Annotated in this window: 19 protein-coding genes and 1 riboswitch; of the genes, 9 read left to right on the forward strand and 10 right to left on the reverse strand. The window is 70.3% G+C overall.

Going from position 1 to position 17,955, the window contains the following annotated elements; genetic code table 11:
- Positions 1-49 precede the first annotated feature (49 nt).
- The 3 genes from ACWED2_RS42680 to ACWED2_RS42690 are packed head-to-tail and all read right to left on the reverse strand — an operon-like array spanning position 50 to position 4,454.
- Positions 50-2,062 carry an ABC transporter ATP-binding protein gene (locus ACWED2_RS42680; RefSeq protein WP_449696210.1) on the reverse strand — a complete coding sequence of 671 codons (2,013 nt, stop codon included), beginning with the start codon at positions 2,060-2,062 and terminating at the stop codon, positions 50-52.
- Positions 2,059-3,792 carry an ABC transporter ATP-binding protein gene (locus ACWED2_RS42685; RefSeq protein ID WP_449696211.1) on the reverse strand — a complete coding sequence of 578 codons (1,734 nt, stop codon included), beginning with the start codon at positions 3,790-3,792 and terminating at the stop codon, positions 2,059-2,061. Before ACWED2_RS42685 ends, ACWED2_RS42680 begins: the two co-directional genes overlap by 4 nt.
- Positions 3,786-4,454: a TetR/AcrR family transcriptional regulator gene (locus tag ACWED2_RS42690; RefSeq protein WP_449696212.1), complete on the reverse strand. Its 669-nt coding sequence runs from the start codon at positions 4,452-4,454 to the stop codon at positions 3,786-3,788. The genes ACWED2_RS42685 and ACWED2_RS42690 overlap by 7 nt, the downstream gene beginning before the upstream one ends.
- A gap of 359 nt (positions 4,455-4,813) precedes the next feature.
- On the opposite strand from ACWED2_RS42690, the gene ACWED2_RS42695 reads away from it, so the two are divergent.
- From ACWED2_RS42695 to ACWED2_RS42725, 7 genes are all read left to right on the forward strand, one after another.
- Entirely contained in the window at positions 4,814-6,067 is a 1,254-nt protein-coding gene (locus tag ACWED2_RS42695; protein ID WP_449696213.1) for a sensor histidine kinase, read from the forward strand.
- A complete protein-coding gene (locus tag ACWED2_RS42700) occupies positions 6,064-6,501 on the forward strand; it encodes a roadblock/LC7 domain-containing protein (protein WP_449696214.1) in 438 nt (145 codons plus the stop codon). The genes ACWED2_RS42695 and ACWED2_RS42700 overlap by 4 nt, the downstream gene beginning before the upstream one ends.
- Before the next feature lie 92 nt (positions 6,502-6,593).
- Positions 6,594-6,962: a DUF742 domain-containing protein gene (locus ACWED2_RS42705; RefSeq protein WP_176177465.1), complete on the forward strand. Its 369-nt coding sequence runs from the start codon at positions 6,594-6,596 to the stop codon at positions 6,960-6,962.
- Positions 6,937-7,563 carry a GTP-binding protein gene (locus ACWED2_RS42710; protein WP_449696215.1) on the forward strand — a complete coding sequence of 209 codons (627 nt, stop codon included), beginning with the start codon at positions 6,937-6,939 and terminating at the stop codon, positions 7,561-7,563. Before ACWED2_RS42705 ends, ACWED2_RS42710 begins: the two co-directional genes overlap by 26 nt.
- Positions 7,564-7,580: 17 nt before the next feature.
- Entirely contained in the window at positions 7,581-8,807 is a 1,227-nt protein-coding gene (locus ACWED2_RS42715) for a styrene monooxygenase/indole monooxygenase family protein (RefSeq protein WP_449696216.1), read from the forward strand.
- Positions 8,808-8,902: 95 nt separating this feature from the next.
- Complete coding sequence (ku, locus tag ACWED2_RS42720) at positions 8,903-9,778, forward strand: non-homologous end joining protein Ku (protein ID WP_449696217.1); 876 nt, start codon at positions 8,903-8,905, stop codon at positions 9,776-9,778.
- 113 nt (positions 9,779-9,891) lie between these two features.
- Positions 9,892-10,101 (forward strand): hypothetical protein, encoded by a 210-nt coding sequence (locus ACWED2_RS42725; protein WP_449696218.1) that lies wholly within the window; start codon positions 9,892-9,894, stop codon positions 10,099-10,101.
- Between the two features lie 360 nt (positions 10,102-10,461).
- Here ACWED2_RS42725 and ACWED2_RS42730 read toward each other — a convergent pair whose 3' ends face one another.
- The 5 genes from ACWED2_RS42730 to ACWED2_RS42750 form a co-directional block, all read right to left on the reverse strand.
- Complete coding sequence (locus ACWED2_RS42730) at positions 10,462-10,617, reverse strand: hypothetical protein (RefSeq protein WP_004559113.1); 156 nt, start codon at positions 10,615-10,617, stop codon at positions 10,462-10,464.
- Between the two features lie 133 nt (positions 10,618-10,750).
- Positions 10,751-12,211 (reverse strand): adenosylhomocysteinase, encoded by a 1,461-nt coding sequence (gene ahcY / locus ACWED2_RS42735; RefSeq protein WP_449696219.1) that lies wholly within the window; start codon positions 12,209-12,211, stop codon positions 10,751-10,753.
- A gap of 80 nt (positions 12,212-12,291) precedes the next feature.
- Positions 12,292-12,369, reverse strand: a riboswitch (S-adenosyl-L-homocysteine riboswitch).
- A 31-nt stretch (positions 12,370-12,400) separates the two neighbouring features.
- Positions 12,401-12,883 carry an N-acetyltransferase family protein gene (locus ACWED2_RS42740; RefSeq protein WP_449696220.1) on the reverse strand — a complete coding sequence of 161 codons (483 nt, stop codon included), beginning with the start codon at positions 12,881-12,883 and terminating at the stop codon, positions 12,401-12,403.
- Complete coding sequence (locus tag ACWED2_RS42745) at positions 12,880-13,584, reverse strand: hypothetical protein (protein ID WP_449696221.1); 705 nt, start codon at positions 13,582-13,584, stop codon at positions 12,880-12,882. The genes ACWED2_RS42740 and ACWED2_RS42745 overlap by 4 nt, the downstream gene beginning before the upstream one ends.
- 56 nt (positions 13,585-13,640) lie before the next feature.
- Entirely contained in the window at positions 13,641-14,531 is an 891-nt protein-coding gene (locus ACWED2_RS42750) for an AurF N-oxygenase family protein (RefSeq protein ID WP_449696222.1), read from the reverse strand.
- Between the two features lie 85 nt (positions 14,532-14,616).
- Between ACWED2_RS42750 and ACWED2_RS42755 the strand changes: the two genes are divergently transcribed.
- Positions 14,617-15,276, forward strand: a complete 660-nt coding sequence (locus tag ACWED2_RS42755) for a TetR/AcrR family transcriptional regulator (protein WP_449696223.1) — start codon at positions 14,617-14,619, stop codon at positions 15,274-15,276.
- A 32-nt stretch (positions 15,277-15,308) separates the two neighbouring features.
- Here ACWED2_RS42755 and ACWED2_RS42760 read toward each other — a convergent pair whose 3' ends face one another.
- Positions 15,309-16,337, reverse strand: a complete 1,029-nt coding sequence (locus ACWED2_RS42760; RefSeq protein ID WP_449696225.1) for a DNA polymerase IV — start codon at positions 16,335-16,337, stop codon at positions 15,309-15,311.
- Positions 16,338-16,352: 15 nt separating this feature from the next.
- Positions 16,353-16,616 (reverse strand): DUF3040 domain-containing protein, encoded by a 264-nt coding sequence (locus ACWED2_RS42765; protein WP_449696226.1) that lies wholly within the window; start codon positions 16,614-16,616, stop codon positions 16,353-16,355.
- 263 nt (positions 16,617-16,879) lie between these two features.
- Between ACWED2_RS42765 and ACWED2_RS42770 the strand changes: the two genes are divergently transcribed.
- Entirely contained in the window at positions 16,880-17,941 is a 1,062-nt protein-coding gene (locus tag ACWED2_RS42770) for a cobalamin-independent methionine synthase II family protein (protein ID WP_449696227.1), read from the forward strand.
- Positions 17,942-17,955 lie beyond the last annotated feature (14 nt).

A 17,955-nucleotide genomic window follows, 5' to 3' on the forward strand; every position in this document is an offset into this window, starting at 1 on the left:
CCGGTACCCCTTCCGCTCGAAGAGCTTCCAGGGTACCGGGGTGACGGGCTCAGTCCGTCTCGGCCACGGCTTCGGCGAACTGCGCCGCATACAGCCGTGCGTACGCACCACCGCTGTGCAGCAGCGTTTCGTGATCGCCCTGCTCGACGATGCGGCCGTGCTCCATCACCAGGATCACGTCCGCGTCGCGGATCGTCGAGAGGCGGTGCGCGATGACGAAGCTCGTGCGGCCGCTGCGCAGCGAGTTCATCGCCCGCTGGATCAGCACCTCGGTGCGGGTGTCGACCGAGCTGGTCGCCTCGTCGAGGATCAGGATCACCGGCTTGGCCAGGAACGCCCGCGCCACCGTGATCAGCTGCTTCTCACCCGCGCTGACCGTGCCGCCCTCGTCGTCGAGCACCGTTTCGTACCCGTCCGGCAGGGTCCGCACGAAGCGGTCCACGTGCGTCGCCTTCGCCGCTTCGACGATCTCCTCGCGGCTCGGATCGTCCGCGCCGTAGGCGATGTTCTCCGCGATCGTGCCGCCGAACAGCCACGCGTCCTGCAGCACCATGCCGGTCTGGTCGCGCAGCTCCTCGCGGTTCATCTTCGCGATGTCGACGCCGTCGAGCGTGATCCGCCCGCTGTCGAGCTCGTAGAACCGCATCAGCAGGTTGACCAGCGTCGTCTTCCCCGCCCCGGTCGGGCCGACGATCGCCACCGTCTGACCGGGTTCGACGGTCAGCGACAGGTGCTCGATCAGCGGCTTGTCCGGCAGGTAGCGGAACGAGACGTCCTGGAACTCCACGCGCCCGCGGATCACCGCGGGCCGCTCCGGGTTCGCCGGCTCCGGGGCCTGCTCCTCGGCGTCGAGCAGCGCGAAGACGCGCTCGGCCGAGGCGACACCGGACTGCAGCAGGTTCGCCATGCTGGCGATCTGCGTCACCGGCTGGCTGAACTGGCGCGAGTACTGGATGAACGCCTGCACCTCGCCGAGCGTCAGGTTGCCCGACGCGACGCGCAGCGCGCCGATCACCGCCACCAGCACGTAGCTCAGGTTGCCGATGAACATCATCGCCGGCTGGATCATCCCGGAGATGAACTGCGCCTTGAAGCTGGCCTGGTACAGCGTTTCGTTCTGCTTGTCGAAGATCGCCGCGGACTCTTCGCGCCGGCCGAACACCTTGACCAGCGAGTGCCCGGTGTACATCTCCTCGACGTGGGCGTTGAGCTTCCCGGTCGTCGACCACTGCTTGATGAAGTTCGGCTGCGCCCGCTTCCCGACCTTCGCCGCCACGACCGCCGACAGCGGCACCGTCAGCAGCGCGATGAGCGCCAGCAGCGGCGAGATCAAGAACATCATGATCAGCACGCCGATCACCGTCAGCAGCGACGAGACGATCTGCGACAGCGTCTGCTGCAGCGACTGCGCCAGGTTGTCGATGTCGTTGGTGACGCGCGAAAGCACCTCGCCGCGCGGCTGGCGGTCGAAGTACTTCAGCGGCAGCCGCGCGAACTTCTCCTCGACCTGCCGGCGCAGCCGGTACACCGCGTGCTGCACCAGCGTCGTCGTGAGCCGGGCCTGGATCAGCCCGAAGAACGACGAGATGACGAACAGCGCCAGCACGGTCAGCAGGATCCGGCCGACCTTGTCGAAGTCGATGCCGACGCCGGGCACGAGGTCGACCCGGCTGTAGATGTCGGCGAGCGTGCTGTCGCCCCGGGCCCGCAGCCCGGCGACGATCTGCTCCTTGGTGACCCCCGGCGGCACCTGCTTGCCGAGCACCCCGGCGAGGATGGCGTCGGTGGCCTGGCCGAGGATCTTCGGCCCGATCACGGTCAGGGTGACGCTGGCCGCGCCGAGGACCAGGACGCCGATCAGGGCGACCCGCTGCGGCCTGAGCAGCTGCAGCAGCCGCTTGAGGGAACCCTTGAAGTCCAGTGCCTTTTCGGCGGGCGCGCCGCCGCTCATCCAGCGGGCCGCCGGCCCGGCGGCCGCGGCACCGGTGTTCTTGTGCCGCTCGGCGGTCGGTCGTTCGCCGGCGTCGGTCGTGGCGGCTTCGGGCGATTCGGTGGTGCTCACGCCGCCTCCTGTTCGGTGAGCTGGGACAGCACGATCTCCCGGTAGGTTTCGTTGCCGTCCATGAGTTCGTGGTGGGTGCCGGTGCCGACGACGCGGCCCTCGTCGAGGACGATGATGCGGTCGGCGCCCCGGATGGTGCTGACCCGCTGCGCGACGATGACCACCGTCGCGTCCTTCGTCTCCGACACCAGCGCGCGGCGCAGGGCCGCGTCGGTCGCGTAGTCGAGCGCCGAGAACGAGTCGTCGAACAGGTAGATCTCCGGTTTGTGCACCAGCATCCGCGCGATCGCGAGCCGCTGCCGCTGGCCGCCCGAGACGTTCGTGCCGCCCTGGGCGATCGGCGCGTCGAGGCCTTCGGCCATCGCTTCGACGAACTCCTTGCCCTGGGCCACTTCCAGCGCGTGCCACAGCTCTTCGTCGGTCGCGTCCGGGTTGCCGTAGCGCAGGTTGCTCGCCACCGTGCCGGCGAACAGGTACGGCTTCTGCGGCACCAGCCCGACCGCGCGGGCGAGCACCGCCGGGTCGAGGTCGCGGACGTCGACGCCGTCGACCTTCACCGTGCCGGCGGTGGCGTCCATCAGCCGGGGGATCAGGTTGAGCAGCGTGGTCTTGCCGGTGCCGGTCGACCCGATCACGGCGGTGGTCTCACCCGGCCGCCCGAGCAGCGAGATGTCGCACAGCACCGGCTTTTCCGCGCCGGGGTACCGGAATTCGACGTTCGCGAGCTCCAGGTGGCCGTGCACCTCGCCCGGCCGGATCGGCGACACCGGCGGGCGGACGCTCGACTCGGTGTCGAGCACCTCGCTGATCCGCTCGGCGCTGACCTCCGCGCGCGGCACCATCATGAACATGAACGTGGCCATCATGACGGCCATCAGGATCTGCAGCAGGTAGGACAGGAACGCCGTCATGGCCCCGATCTGCATGCTGCCCGAGTCGATCCGCTGGCCGCCGAACCACAGCACCGCGACACTGGACACGTTCATCACCAGCATCACGATCGGGAACATCAGCGCCATCAGCCGCCCGACCCGCAGCGACACGGTGAGCAGTTCGTCGTTCGCGACGTCGAAGCGCTGCCGTTCGCGGGAGTCGCGCACGAAGGCGCGGATGACCCGGATGCCCATGATCTGCTCGCGCAGGATCTGGTTGATCCGGTCGATGCGCTCCTGCATCAGCCGGAACGCCGGCCGCATCTTGGCGATGATCAGGCCGACCGAGACCGCGAGCACGGGCACGATCACCAGCAGCAGCGACGACAGCGGCACGTCGAGGTTCAGCGCCAGGATGATGCCGCCGACGCACATGATCGGCGCCGACACCATCAGCGTCAGCGTCATCAGGACCAGCATCTGGACCTGCTGCACGTCGTTGGTGGTGCGGGTGATCAGCGACGGCGTGCCGAACTGGCCGACCTCGCGGGCCGAGAAGTCCTGCACCCGGTGGAAGATCCCGGCGCGGATGTCCCGGCCGATCGCCATCGCGGTGCGCGCGCCGAAGTAGACCGCGCCGATCGAGCCGGCGATCTGGGCCAGCGTGACGGCGAGCATCACCGCGCCGATCCGCAGGATGTAGCCCATGTCGCCCTTGATCAGGCCGTTGTCGACGATGTCGGCGTTCAGCGTCGGCAGGTAGAGCATGGCGATCGTCTGCACCAGCTGGAGCACGACGATCACCCACAGCGTGCCCCGGTACGGGCGCAGGTGGCTGCGGAGGAGCTTGACTAGCACAACGATTCCCCCAGTGGAGTGGTGGTGGTGTTCGGTTCGGGTTTCCGTTCGGTGCCGCCGGTCAGGGTCGGCATCCCGGCGGCCAGCTCGTCCAGCAGCCGCTCCAGGGTCGGCAGGAGCGGCTCGCCTTCGGTCGTGAACCAGTTGACGAAGGCGACGCGGACGGCGCTTTCCACCGAGGAGGCCAGCAGCCGGCACAGCAGGTGGTCCACACCGCCCACCCGTTTCGCGATCGTCTCGGCCAGGACCTGCTCGACCGTCGCGTGGGCTCGCAGGAACTCGCCACGCAACGCGAGCTGGCCCATCAGCTCCCGGATACGCGCAACATACGCGCGATCGGGCTCGCCCTCACGCGAATATTGCTCGAGCACCGCGTGCTTGACCGATTCCCAGAGCGGCTCGTCGGGCGGCCGGTTGAGCAGGGCCTCGCGCATCCCCTCGTGCCGGTCGACGACCACCGCGCAGACCGCCTGCTCCTTGCTGGAAAAGTAGTTGTTGAACGTGCGGGGCGAGACGCCCACTTCGGTGGCGATGTCCTCGACCCGGACGTTCTCCAGCCCTCGCTCCAGCGTCAGCCGCAGGGCGGCTTGCGCGAGGGCTCGCCGAGCCTCGCGCTTCTTCCGCTCGCGCAAGGTCAGCTTCGGTGGTTCTTCCGGCGGCATGAGCGGAGTGTAGCGAAAAACTTGCGTGCCCCGCAAAAAATTGCGTGGCACGCAAAGTTGGGACGAATCGGGCACAGCCCTGCGGGTTTGCGGGCAGGGCCTGGCTCAGCTGCGGGTTCGACGCGCGTGTGCGCTCCGTTGCGACCCGCAATTTGCAAAATTGAACCGAATGGCCTAATCCGCTGCGCTCACCAGCGGCGACGCTCCGAAATCACGGTCACGCGCTGCGATCACCCGGGGACCGGCTGTGGACATCCCACGAACCTTTCTGCTTGCATGTCCCGCATCGCCGCCGGGGGTCGGCGCAGCACACGCTTCTCAGGCACAGTCGGTCACGATCAAGGAAGAAGTGGGACCACATGGCGAGCCGGGCCCGGGAACTCCTGGATCGATCACGCGTCCTACTGGACCGTTCGCGCGTCGCCGCCGCGCAGTTCCTCACCGCGCCGCCGAAACACCCGGGATACGCGCCCACGCCGGCGGCGGGGCCGGCGTTCGTGGAGCTGACCCGGCCGGAGCCGGTGGCGGCACCGTCCGAAGAGGGCGTGCTGGCCGAGATCTGCGCCAGCGTCGCCCTGCGCGACCTCAACCTCCTCGACCAGCTCCTCGCGCGGCTGGAGGAGCTGGAGGCGGGGGAGGAGGACCACCACCGCCTGGCCGATCTCTACCAGCTCGACCACCTCGCCACGCGGCTGCGGCGCAACGCGGAGAACCTGCGCGTGCTCGCCGGGCAGGACACCGCGGGCGACGCCGCCCGCGCGACCTCGGTCCTCGACCTCATGCGCGAGGCGATGTCGTCGATCAACCACTACGCCCGGATCACCATCGGCCGCGTGGTCAACCTCGGCGTCGTCGGCTTCGCCGCGGAGGACCTGGGCCGGGTGCTCGCGGAGCTGTTCGACAACGCCGCCAACCAGTCCTCGCCCAGCTCGCCGGTGCACGTGAGCGCGCACCTGACCGAGCAGGGCAGCGTGCTCGTCCGGATCGAGGACGAGGGCATCGGCATCCCCGCCGACCGCATCGGGGACCTCAACGCGCGGCTGGCCGCGGGCGGCGACCTCGACGACGCCGCGGCGCGGCACATGGGCCTGGCCGTGGTCGCCCGCCTGGCCGCCCGGCACGGTGTCACCGTGCGGCTGGACCGGCGCAGCCCGCACGGCACGGTCGCCACCGTGCTGCTGCCCACCGGAATCGTCACCGAACTCGCCGAACACGCGTGGTCCGGCACCCGGACCGTGACCGTCGAACCGGTCAAGACCGGGGCCGGCCCCGAACCGGCCACCGTCGGCGGGCTGCCGCGGCGCCGCGCCGGCACCTTCCCCCGGGAGACACCGGAGCCGCTCGCACCGCGCAAACCCACCCCGCGGCCGCGTCCGGTCGAGGGCGTCGTCGGCGGGACCACGGCCAACGGCCTGCCGCGCCGCGTGCCCGGCAGCATCCGCGGTGCCGCACCGGAACCGCCGCCGCCACCGCCCCCGCCGGCCGAGGACGCCGGCACCACCGGCCACGAACAGCTGCTGGCCGACCTCGGCGCGTTCGCCGACGGCGAGCAGGCGGCCCTCGCGGAGAACCGCGCCCGCCACGACGAAACGCCCGGAGGAACCGCCCGGTGAGCGCTCCCCACTCGGCCACGGCGAACTTCGCCTGGCTGCTCGACGACTTCGTGCGCAAGGTCCACGGCGTCAGCCACGCGCTGATCATGAGCGTGGACGGCTTCCCGCTCACCGCGTCGGACTCCGTCGGCGAGGCCGAGGCCGAACAGCTCGCCGCGATCGCCAGCGGCCTGCTCTCGCTGGCCGGCAACAGCGCGGCGTTGTTCGGCAAGGGCGCCTGCGAGCAGATCATCATCCGGCTCACCCACGGCTACTTCCTGTTCATGGGCATCGGGTCCGGCGCCGGGCTCGCGGTGCTGACCTCGGGCGAGGCGGACATGAAGGTGGTCGCCTACGAGATGACCCAGTTCATCACCAACGCCGGCCACGCGCTCACCCCCGAGGTGCGCGCCGAACTGCGCCAGGTGCTGACCGCGCGCCGGCCCCGGGGTTGATGGCCGTGCCTCACGATTCTTCCGGGGGTCCGGGTGGCGCCGCCCCCGGCCCGGAGCGGAGCTCCGGTACGCAGCACGAGGATGTGATCCCCATGTCCGAAAAGGACACCGCGTTACCGCGCCGGAGCCGCCGCATCCGCGCGTACGCGCTCACCGGCGGCCGCACCGGCACGCGCCACCAGCTGCTGGTCGAGACGCTGATCTCGGTGCCGCAGTACGACCCCGCGCTGAGCGACACGCTGATGCCCGAGTCGCGCTCGCTCTACGAACGCGCCCGGGTGCGCTGCTCGGTCGCCGAGCTGTCGGTCGGGCTGGACCTGCCGCTGGGCGTGGTGCGGGTGCTGCTCGGCGACCTGGCCTCCCAGGGTGCGGTGTTCGTCCACCCCACGGCGCACGCCTACCACCACGACACCAACGTGCTCGAGAGGATCCTTGATGGGCTCAAGCGGCTCCCCGCCTGAGGGCGATCTGCTGACGATCTCCGCGAAGATCGTCGTCGCCGGGGGATTCGGTGTCGGCAAGACCACCTTCGTCGGTGCGGTGTCGGAGGTGCCGCCGATGAGCAACGAAGCGTGGATGACCGAGGCCGGCGAAGGCATCGACGAGATCCCGCCCGGCGGCAAGTCGACCACCACGGTGGCGATGGACTTCGGGCGGATCACGCTGCGCCCGGACCTGCTGCTGTACCTGTTCGGCACGCCGGGGCAGGCGCGGTTCTGGTTCCTGTGGGACGACCTGAGCCGTGGTGCGCTCGGCGCGGTGGTGCTGGTCGACACCAGCCGGATCGACGAGTCGTTCGCGGCCATCAACTACTTCGAGAACGACTCGGAGCTGCCGTTCGTCGTGGCGGTCAACCAGTTCGAGGGCAAGCCGGTGCACGACCTCGACGAGGTGCGCGACGCGCTCGCGCTCGACCCGGCCGTCCCGCTGGTCACCTGCGACGCCCGCGACCGCGCGTCCGCGATCGCCACCCTGACCGAACTGGTCGGTCACACGCTGTCGCTGGCGGTGCTCTCCGGCCCGGCGGGCCGCGAGTTCGCCGGCAGCGCCCCGCACGCCTGAAAAGGAGAACGAGCTCCATGCGCAAGGTCCTGGTCGTGGGCGCCGGGCAGTCCGGGCTGCAGCTGGCCCTCGGGCTGCAGGCGAAGGACTACGACGTCACCGTGATGTCCGCGCGGACGCCGGAGGAGATCCGGAACGGCCGGGTGATGTCGACGCAGTGCATGTTCCACGACGCGCTGCAGCACGAGCGCGACCTGGGCATCAACCTGTGGGAAGCCGAGACGGTCAACGTCGAGGGGCTCGGCGTCTCGGTGGCCGCGCCGGACGGCGGCCGCGCGCTCGACTGGTTCGCCGAGCTCGACCACCCCGCCCAGTCGGTGGACCAGCGGGTCAAGATGGCCGGCTGGCTGGAGCTGTTCGAGGACCGCGGCGGCAAGCTCGTCATCCACGGCGTGATGACGTCCGAACTGGACGCGCTGTCCCGGCTGTACGACCTGGTGATCATCTCGGCGGGCAAGGGCGAGCTGGTCCAGCTGTTCGACCGGGTGCCCGGGCGGTCGCCGTACACGCGGCCGATGCGCGCCCTTTCCCTGGCCTACGCCCACGGGGTGGGCCGCAGGCCGGAGCACCCGGACAAGCTGGGGGTGCGGTTCAACATCGTCCCCGGTGCCGGCGAGCTGTTCATGATCCCGGCGTACACGCTGAGCGGGAACTGCGACATCCTCTTCTTCGAAGGCGTCCCCGGCGGGCCGCTGGACTGCTTCGACGACCACCCGGGCCCGGACGAGCACTTCCGGCGGCTGCTGGACCTGATGCGGCAGTTCGTGCCGTGGGAGTACGAGCGCTGCCGCGACGCGGAGCTGACCGACGGGAAGGCGACCCTCGCGGGCGGGTACACGCCGGTGGTCCGCCACCCGGTGGGCACGCTGCCGGGCGGGGCGATCGTGCTGGGCATGGCCGACGTCGTCGTGGCCAACGACCCGATCACCGGGCAGGGCTCGAACAACGCGAGCCACTGCGCGGCGACCTACCTCGACGCGATCGTCTCCCACGGTGACCGGCCGTTCGACGCGGCCTGGATGGAAGCGACGTTCGAGCGCTACTGGGAGTACGCCCGGCACGTGACCGAATGGACCAACGCGCTCCTCCTTCCGCCGCCCCCGCACGTGCTCCAGATCCTCGGCGTGGCGGGGCAGAACCCCGCGGTCGCCCGCCGGTTCGCCAACGGATTCACCGACCCGGCGGACTTCCAGCACTGGTTCATGGACCCGGCACTCTGGGAGAAGTACCTGGCAGAGGTCTAGATCGCGATCTCCGCGGACTGTCGCTGGGGGACGATTCGGGCTACGGTTGTCACGTAGCGTGAACGCGACAGTGTGGCGTATCGGAGGTAGTTGGCATGCGGGCGATGTGGAAGGGCTCGGTGTCCTTCGGGCTGGTCAGCATCCCGATCCAGATGTACGCGGCCACCGAGAACAAGAACGTCTCCCTGCGCCAGGTGCACGAGGCCGACGGCGGCCGCATCCAGTACAAGCGGTTCTGCACGATCGACGGCCAGGAAGTGCCGTACGCGGAGATCGCCAAGGGCTACGAGCTGCCCGACGGCGAGATGGTGGTGATCACCGACGCGGAGATGGCCGAGCTGCCGCTGTCCACCCAGCGCACGATCGACGTGCTGGAGTTCGTGCCGCTCGAGTCGATCGACCCGATCCAGTACGACCGGACCTACTACCTGGAGCCGCAGAAGAACGCGGTGAAGCCGTACGTCGTGCTGCGGGACGCGCTGCACAAGTCGAGCCAGGTCGCCATCGCGAAGGTCGCGGTCCGCCAGCGGGAGAGCATGGCGGTGCTGCGCGTGCACGCCGACGTGCTGGTGATGACGACGATGCTGTGGCCGGACGAGGTCCGCGAGCCCGACTTCCCGTTCCTGCGCGACGACCCGCCGCAGATCCGGCCGCAGGAGGTCAGCATGGCCGGGTCGCTGATCGACTCGCTGGCCGAGCCGGTGTTCGAACCGGACAAGTACCACGACCACTACCGCGAGGCCCTCGAAGAGATGATCGAGGCCAAGGTCGCCGGCGACGAGACGACCAAGCCCGCCGCCGTCACCGCCAAGGCCGAGGTCGTCGACCTGATGGCGGCGCTGCAGGCCAGTGTGGACGCCGCGAAGAAGTCGCGTCAGTCCTCTTCGGAGGCGTCCGAAGCGTCCGAAGAGGACGCCAAACCGGCGAAGAAGAAGCCGGCCGCCCGCAAGCGGGCGCCGAAGTCCGCCTGAAACCGCTCGGACGGGTGGTTTTGCCGACACGCCGCCCGGCTACCGTGCCGGCGTGCTTCCCGGTCCTACTTTGGGTGGCACGTAGTCCACGAGCGCGGAAAGGCGGTGCGGACATGGAGTGCGCGTCCTGTGACGCCGGGATCGATCACTGCCACGGCACGCTGGTGGTGCACCCGGAAGGCGGGTTCGCCGAATGCACCGAGCCGGCCTGTGCGGACGGAGACCGCGTGCGCCACGGGCTGATCGTCGACTGCCAGGGCGTGGGCGGCGGGTGCGGTTGCGCCGCCGTGCCGCGGAAGTCGTTGCTGCGCCGAGCTTCCTGAGCCTCCCGCCAGGATCCGTGAAGGCCTTCCCGGCCGGGTTCTCCGCCCGCCGGGGAGGCCTTCGCGGCCTTCGAACCCGTCCAGGTGATCACACGATCGTGTATGCAGCTGTGTACAGCGGCTTGGCGATGTGCTAACACTAACGGGGTCCTTCGGCTCTCCCTCCCCCTCGGAGCCGGAGGACCCTTTTCTTCTTGCCGGCGTTCTCCGTTCACGTGACCCGAAAATCCGTCAGTGTGTTTTTCACCGGCGAAATTCCGGCGGAATCGGGCTCGCGGCGATTCATGGTGCAGACGGCCGAACGGCCTGGCGCGGTCGGCAATGCAGCCGACCCGCCAGGCCGTTGGCGAGGTCTCGGGATCAGTACCAGTGCGCCCGGCCACCGATCCGGCGGCCCGTGCCGCCCAGGATGGCCAGTGCCACGCCGGCCACCGCGAGAATGATACCGATGGTGTACAGCACCGGGATGCCCACGATGAACCCGATGACGAGGAGAATCACACCGAGAATGATCACTTGACACACTCCTTCGCATGAGACCCGGCCCGGCTCCGTGCCGTCCGGGCGGATGCGCTCTCGCCGGGAGGATGGCCAGTTTCCCGATAAACCAAACTACGGCGAATGGAGCAATCTCGGAGCAAACCCCGGATCAGTACCGATAGTGATCGAGCTTGTACGGACCCTCGACGTCGACGCCGATGTACTCGGCCTGCGCCTTCGTGAGCTTGGTGAGCTTCACCCCGAGCGCGTCCAGGTGCAGGCGGGCGACCTTTTCGTCGAGGTGCTTCGGCAGCCGGTGGACGTCCGTGGCGTACTCGCCGGGCTTGGTGAACAGCTCGATCTGCGCGATGGCCTGGTTGGTGAACGAGTTGGACATCACGAACGACGGGTGGCCGGTCGCGTTGCCGAGGTTCATCAGGCGGCCCTCGGAGAGCACGATGATCGCGTGGCCGTCCGGGAACGTCCACTCGTGCACCTGCGGCTTGATCTCCTTCTTCACGATCCCGGGCAGCTTGGCCAGCCCGGCCATGTCGATCTCGTTGTCGAAGTGCCCGACGTTCGCGACGATCGCGTTGTGCTTCATCCGGCTCATCTGGTCCGCCGAGATGATGCCGAAGTTGCCGGTGGTGGTGATGAAGATGTCACCGTGGGCCACCACGTCGTCGAGGTCGACCACGTCGAGCCCGTCCATCGCCGCCTGCAGCGCGCAGATCGGGTCGATCTCGGTGACGGAGACCCGGGCGCCCTGCCCGCGCAGCGCCTCGACCGCGCCCTTGCCGACGTCGCCGTAGCCGCAGACGACCACGCGCTTGCCGCCGATCATCACGTCGGTGGCCCGGTTCAGGCCGTCCACAAGGGAGTGCCGGATGCCGTACTTGTTGTCGAACTTGGACTTCGTGACGGAGTCGTTGACGTTCATCGCGGGGAAGAGCAGCTCGCCGTCCTTGGCGAGCTTGTAGAGCCGCTTGACGCCGTTGGTGGTCTCCTCCGTGACGCCGCGGATCTCCTTGGCCATCCGGGTGAAGCGGCCGGCGTCGGCGGCGAGGCTCGCGCGCAGCGTCTCCAGGATGATCCCGTACTCCTCGGGGTCCTCTTCGGACGGCTGCGGCACCGCGCCCGCCGCCTCGAACTCGACTCCCTTGTGGACGAGCAGGGTGGCGTCGCCGCCGTCGTCGAGGATCATGTTCGGGGCCTCGCCGCCGGGGAAGGCGAAGAGCTGGTCGGTACACCACCAGTACTCTTCGAGCGTCTCGCCCTTCCACGCGAACACCGAGGTGCCGGCCGGCGCGTCGACGGTGCCTTCCGGACCGACGACGACGGCCGCGGCGGCCTCGTCCTGCGTGGAGAAGATGTTGCAGGACACCCAGCGCACCTGCGCGCCGAGCGCCACCAGCGTCTCGATCAGCACGGCGGTCTGCACGGTCATGTGCAGCGACCCCGCGATGCGGGCGCCCTTCAGCGGCTGAGCGGCCGCGTACTCGCGGCGGATGGCCATCAAGCCGGGCATCTCGTGCTCGGCCAGCCGCAGCTGGGTGCGGCCGGCGTCGGCCAGGGACAGGTCGGCCACGGCGAAGTCGAGGCCGCCCGTGGTCTGCAGTTTGTCACTCATTCTTCGGTGCACTCCGGAAATCGTCGACGGAACGCTCGGGAGGCGCGAAGTCCTTGTGGACAACGAAAAGGGCACCTCCCTCGCGGGAGGCGCCCTTGGAGTCGTGGTCTCGGGCCGAGCGTGGCGGAAGGATTTCCGTCGCAGCGCCTCTCGGCCCGGAACCAGGATGGCAAAGCCGCGGCGAGGCTGTCAAGCGAGCGAGCGGGCCATGAGAACGTCGTCGACGTCGGTGCCGTCGAGGTGGAATTCGCCCCGCAGCACGCCTTCGGTGACGAACCCGCACCGCTCGTAGACCCGGCGGGCGCCGGTGTTGGGTCCGAGCACCCGCAGCGTCACCTTGCGGGCGCCCCGGCGGCGCGCCTCGGCCACGGCGGCCTCGACGAGCTGCCGCGCGATGCCGAGCCGCCGGCGGTCCGGGTCGACGGCGAGCCCGTCGATCACCGCCACGTGCCGGTGGGCGGGGATGCCGAACCCCTCGCCGAGGCGGACGTACCCGGCGACCACGCCGTCGTGCTCGGCGACCAGGACGTCCTCGGGCCGCGTGCCGTCGCCGAAGAAAGGGGTGCCGGGCGGCGGCGCGGGAGCGGGGGAGACGTCCGGGGTCCAGGTGCGCTCGTCGAGCTTCGCGAGCGCGGCTTCGTCGTCTTCGCGGGCGGTTCGGATGGTGATCACCGGGCGAGTATCGCCCAGGCCTCTTCGACGAGCCCAGCCATTTCCCGCGGGTCGCGGTTGCCTTCGGAGCTCAGGCTCCGCAACGTCACGGTGAGGTCCGGGCCGACGCGCTGGCAGGTCCGGACGGAGGACCCCTCCGGGTCGGGCGTCGATCCGGCGTTCACCGGGTCGTGGTGCACCAGGCACTGCACGTCCCCGAAGCGCACGAGCTCGTTGCTCGGCGTGGCCAGGCCCAGTGCCTCGGGGTCTTCGTACGGCACCACGAGCCCCGGCGAAGGCGCACGGACCGCGAGCAGCTGGAACGAGCGCCGCAGCCGGTCGTCCTGGTACTGCTGCACGACCGCGCCGGCGCCGCCGTAGGCCGCCGACGCGCGGGCCGCGGTCTCCCGGTCGGCTTTCGTGATCCGGTCGATCATGGCCTGCCCCTTGGCCTTGTCGACCTTCGCGATCGCATCCTGGGCGTGGCCGAGCCCGCCGAGGGTCGCCGGGGCGGTCAGCGGTTCGCCGCTCGGGCCGCCGAGCAGGCTCAGCGCCAGCCACGGCACGCCGACCAGGAGCGCGCCGGCCAGGAGGCCGATCAGGCCGGTCACCGCCGGCCGGGCGAGCGGCGAGCGGCGCGGCACCGGGGTCTGCGTCTGCTGCCCGGGTGCGGGTTCGAGCGGGAAGTCCTGCCACGAGCCTGGCGGGGAATCGGCGGTCACCGGGTCATGGTGGCGCAGTCCGGGCCGGCGCGGAACGGCAATTCGGCATTCGACGTTCAGAGCAGGTGCGCGCGCCGCCAGATGCCTTCCGAGCGGCCGCCGATCAGACCCGTGTCGCGCAGGAACGGCACGATCTTCTCCGCCATCCAGCGGCGCGTCTCGTGGAAGTGCGGGTTCGCCAGCGCCGCGGCGCGGCCTTCGCGCGGGGCGATGCCGACGCTGCGGTAGATCCGCGCGTCGACCATGCTGTCGATCACGCCGAAGGCGACCAGCGCGGTCCGCAGCCGGTGCCGCCGCAGCGCCGTCTTCGACAGCTTCGGCGTCTCGCGCAGCACCTCCTCCTTGGCGAACCGGACGTGCCGGGCCTCCTCGACCACGTGGATGCGGTTGACCGAGCGGATCAGCGGCTGGATGCCGTCGTCGTCCATCATCGACCGCTGGAGCCGGTCGGTGGTCTCCTCCGCGACGAGCACGCTGGCGAACATCGACGGCCCGGCGGCGGTCGCGCCGAACACCTTCGCGGCGCGGTGCACCACCTGCGGGACGCCGTACCGCGGCACGCCGAGCCGCTGCGCGGTGCGGGCGAACATCACCGAGTGCCGGGTCTCGTCGCCGATCTCGGTCATCGCGTACTGCGCGTGCTCGGTGCGCGCGTCGAGGTCGAAGACGTACCGGGCGAGCAGCTGCATCAGGACGATCTCGAACCACAGGCCGACGCTCATGATGCTGGCGATCTCGTGCTTGGAGAGCTCGATCCGCTGCTCCGGCGTCAGCTTCGCCCAGAGGTCCGTGCCGTAGAGGGAGACGCGCTCGAGCGGCATGTACGCCTTGCCTTCGGCGAGCGGCGCGGTCCAGTCGACGTCGACGTACGGGTCGTAGGAGTTCTTCGCGGAGCTCTTGAGCAGGCGAGCCGCGGTGACGTCCCGGTCCTGGGCCTCGACGCCCATGGCGGCCTCCAAAATAGGGGGTACGCGGTGTACTAGTTACTTCGGCAGCGTACACCGCCATGGGGGGCGTGAGTAGGCTTTCGCCGTGACCAAGGTCGACGGACGGGCGACGCGCTGGGCGGGCCAGCAGGAGCGACGGCGTGCCGAGTTCGTCGACGCCGCGCTCGCCGCCATCGCCGAGCACGGCCCGGACGTCTCGACCGAGCAGATCGCCGAACGCGCCGGCGTCGCCCGCACCCGCCTGTACCGCCACTTCGCCGACGCGGCCGACCTGCGGCGCGCGATCGCGCAGCGGGCGGCCGAGCTGGTGACGGCCGACCTGGCCCCGCTCTGGCACCCCGAGGGCTCGCCGAACGAGATGATCTCCACGGTGATCTCGACCCACCTGCGCTGGCTGACCGAGCACGCCCACCTGCACCGCTACCTGGCCCGCGGCACACCGGACGGCCCCGACGTCCGCGGCGCGATCGCCCGCCACCTCAGCCGCCTGTTCGCCGGCTACCTGACGGCGTTCGGGCTGGACCCGGCCCCGGCCGACACGATCGCCTTCGGTCTGGTCGGCTACGTCGAATCGGCGACGACCCGCTGGCTCGACCACCCGGGCACGCTCACCCTGCCCCAGCTGACCGCCCAGCTCACGGGCACGATCTGGGCGATGCTGGACCACACGCTGCGGGCGGGCGGGGTCCGGCTGGATCCGGACCGGCCGTTGCCGCTGCCGGAGAACCTCGCGTCCGGCTCGTGAGTGGTAATTCGGGTTCTAACCCGAATTACCACTCACGAGCCGTCGCGCGGGAACTCGGCCCGCACGCCCAGGAGCCGCACCGCCCGGGTGAGCTCGAACATCCCGAGCACCTCCTGCGCCGCGCGCTCGAGCTCGCCGGCGTCCGACGTCGGCTCCGGCAGCGTGACGCTGTGCGTGTGGGTCAGGAAGGGCACGAACCGCACCTTCACCGCCACCCGCGCCGCCGGGCGGCCCTCCTCGAGCACGTCCTGGGCGACCCGCTTCGCCAGTGCCGAGACCTCGGCCGCCATCTCCGCCGGGTCCGTCAGGTCACGCTGGAACGTCGTCTCGCGGCTGCGTGACCGGGCCACCCAGGGGGTCGCGCTCACCTCGGCGTCGCTGATGCCGCCGCCGAGCAGCCGCAGCCACGGGCCGGTCTTCGGGCCGAACCGGGCCGCCAGCTCCGCCGGATCGGCGCCGGCCAGATCCAGCACAGTGGTGATCCCCAACGCGGCGAGCTTCTTCGCCGTCTTGCCGCCGATGCCCCACAGCGCGTCGGTCGGGCGGGCCGCCATCACCTCCCACCAGTTCTCCTGCGTCAGCCGGTAGATCCCGCCCGGCTTGCCGAACCCGGTGGCGAGCTTGGCCCGCAGCTTGTTGTCGCCGATCCCGACCGCACACGACAGGTCCGTCTCGCGCGCCACCGCCTCCTTGATCGCGACGGCCAGCGCCTCCGGGTCGGCCGTCTCCGCCCCGACGAAGGCCTCGTCCCAGCCCAGCACCTCGACCACCACCGGCAGCTCCCGCACCGCGGCCATCACCCGCGCCGAGACCTCGAGGTAGGCGTCCGGGTCACTGGGCAGGAACACGGCGTCCGGGCAGCGCTTCGCGGCGATCCGCAGCGGCATGCCGGACTGGACGCCGAACTCGCGGGCTTCGTACGACGCCGTCGCGACGACGGCGCGCTCGGTGGGGTCGCCGTTGCCGCCGACCACGACGGGCTTCCCGCGCAGCTCGGGGTGGCGGGCGATCTCGACCGCGGCGATGAACTGGTCGAGGTCGACGTGCAGGACCCACTTCACGCCGCCCAGTCTGCCTCAGATCTTGTGCCGCGCCACGTGGGTCCAGACGGTCGCGGTCAGGGCGATGATCCCGCACAGCGTCACGCCCGGATCGGGCAGCACCAGGCCCAGGACCAGCAGTGTCACGGCGGTGATGTCGAAGACGATCAAGACCGCGCTGCGGAGCGTGCGCGACTTCGGCCGCCGGCCGTCGCGCAGCGCGGCGGCCAGTTCCGGGTCGCTGAGCTCGAGACTGCGCTCGATCTTCTCGAGCTCGGTGCGGTCGTGATGACTGAGCATCGGGCCTCCTCCGGCGCCGAACCCGCCGTATCGCCGTAGCGAATACCCAATCGTCCTCCTCGCGAACCGCTGAACGTCTTCCGATTTCGTGCTTTTCTCTGGGCCGACCGGGTGATCCGCGCTCCGTGATCGGCTTTGGCCACGTTAAGTTGCCTTCTGAACGTGGCCGGTGACGGCCGGACGGTGGGTGGGGGCGGCCGGATGGCCACGTCCTGCCGTGCTGCCGGTGGCCGGTCGAGGCCTTCAAACAGCCGGAGGACTTGATGACCCTGCCCACCGAGCCGATCGGCAGCATCCCGCGGCCCGCCTACCTCGTCGAAGGCCTCGGCGAGTTCGCGGCCGGCCGGATCGACGCCGCCGCGCTCGCCGAGCTGGAGAGCCGGGCGCTGGCCGACACGATCCGCCGGTTCGAAGAGACGGGTTCGCCCGTGCTGACCGACGGGGAACAGGGCAAGCCGAGCTTCGCGACCTACCCGCTGGCCGGCCTGGAAGCGCTGGCACCGGACGGCGTCGTCATCCCGTTCGCCGACGGGCACACCCGGCAGCTGCCGCGGCTCACCGCGGGCCCCTTCCGCTACGCGACCCACGCCGCCTCATATCTGACGCGCGCGAAAACGCTTACCGACCGGCCCGTCAAGCAGGCGGTGATCGCCGCGTCCGCGCTGTCGCTGATCTACCCGGGCGACGGCATCGAGGGCTACTCGCAGGAGCAGTTCGTCGCCGACCTGGTGAACGAGGCCGAGGCGGACATCCGCGGCAGCCTCGAAGCCGGTGCGGACAGCGTCCAGATCGACTTCACCGAGGGACGGCTGTCGCTCAAGCTCGACCCGTCCGGCGGGCTGCTGCGGCAGTTCGTCGAGCTCAACAACGCCGTGCTCGACCGGTTCACCGCCGAGGAGCGCGCGAAGATCGGCGTCCACACCTGCCCGGGTGGCGACCAGGACTCCGTGCACAGCCTCGACGTCGACTACGCGGGCCTGCTGCCGGCGTTGTTCGACCTCAAGGCCGGGCGGTTCTTCGTCCAGCTGGCCAGCGAGGCCGACCCGGAGCGGGCGCTGCGGGTGATCGCCGACCACCTGAAGGCCGACCAGCGGGTGTTCGTCGGCGTCACCGACCCGATCGACCCCCGGGTGGAGACCGCGGAAGAGGTCCGGGGCCGGGTGCTCACCGCGGCGAAGTACGTGCCGGTCGAGCGGCTCGGCACCTGCGACGACTGCGGGTTCTCGCCGTTCGCGGACGACACGTCGACCTCGCGTGACATCGCGTTCGCGAAGATCGCGGCCCGGGTCGAGGGCACGCGGCTGGCGGCCGAGGAACTCGGCTGAGCGGGACGGCGTGA

It is taken from the genome of Amycolatopsis sp. NPDC005003 (assembly GCF_053600695.1).